The 886-nt window shown below is 41.9% G+C and carries 2 protein-coding genes; one reads left to right on the top strand and one right to left on the bottom strand.

Features of this window, described 5'->3' with window-relative positions; translation table 11 throughout:
* Positions 1-53 precede the first annotated feature (53 nt).
* Positions 54-521 carry a competence protein ComJ gene (gene comJ / locus IM284_RS22285; RefSeq protein ID WP_226838934.1) on the bottom strand — a complete coding sequence of 156 codons (468 nt, stop codon included), beginning with the start codon at positions 519-521 and terminating at the stop codon, positions 54-56.
* Between the two features lie 142 nt (positions 522-663).
* On the opposite strand from comJ, the gene IM284_RS23800 reads away from it, so the two are divergent.
* Positions 664-807 (top strand): hypothetical protein, encoded by a 144-nt coding sequence (locus IM284_RS23800; RefSeq protein ID WP_165587528.1) that lies wholly within the window; start codon positions 664-666, stop codon positions 805-807.
* Positions 808-886 lie beyond the last annotated feature (79 nt).

Raw genomic sequence — 886 nt, 5'->3', positions numbered from 1 at the left:
CACGCTTTGGCGTGGATTTTCTTCCGAGATAAACTTCCCATATAATATTAAATTTAAAAATAACCTTCTTTGAGAGGATGGTCTTTTATTCCTCCCCAAGGGTCATCTAGCAAAAACTTAGCATAAATAGCTTCTTTTGTTGGTACAAGAGTGAAATTATAGTAAATTTCATCTCCTTCACAAATCTCATAAAAGAGTGAATAAACTTTATCGTTCAGGTCTATATTTAAATCGAATTTCTCAGTTGCAGAAGCGATTTGCAGATTATGTTTATCCGTAATGCAAAATGGTACAACAATACAGCGCTGAGCATTTTTATCCATTTTGAAAGCATTCACTATTTTGATATTGACGTTTGCTCCGAACGCGTCCTCTGGTAATGGATCGAATATAACATAATCCTTGTGTAGAACAGCACCTTGAGAAACATTGCCTTTTCCCCACTGACTCAGCTTTTCGTCATAATCTCGGGATCGTAACAATATTTGACTATGCGAAATAAGTAGATCTACTGTTTGCATGATCTTATCACTTATCATATTACCTCGGCTTTTATTCTTGTTCCATCTGGCATCTGATAAAACATTACCAATACTCGAACCTGCACCACAGTTACTGCTTTTAGATATCAGTTATCAGTTGCGCCGTGCCGTTGGACTAGTAATGGAACCAGAAGATATATGGAGCATCAACACCATCTACACGCGCCAGCAAATCGTAGTCGTCCTGACCGCGTTCGACGTAGGTGAGCACATCCCCGTGCGCTTCCCCCAGCAGGCAGTCCTTCCCAGACAAACCTGGTGGTGACGGCTGCCGGTTAGCTGTTCGCCCAGCTTCTGGCGTTACGTTTTACTGATGCGGCGACTGAGCGGATCGTAGCGGAAGC

Origin of the sequence: Enterobacter cloacae complex sp. P12RS (genome assembly GCF_014895875.1) — a bacterium.
GTDB classification, from domain to species: Bacteria; Pseudomonadota; Gammaproteobacteria; order Enterobacterales; family Enterobacteriaceae; genus Enterobacter; species Enterobacter bugandensis.
The sequence above is the reverse complement of the archived record's forward strand: the minus strand, read 5'-3'. Positions and strand labels throughout refer to the sequence as shown.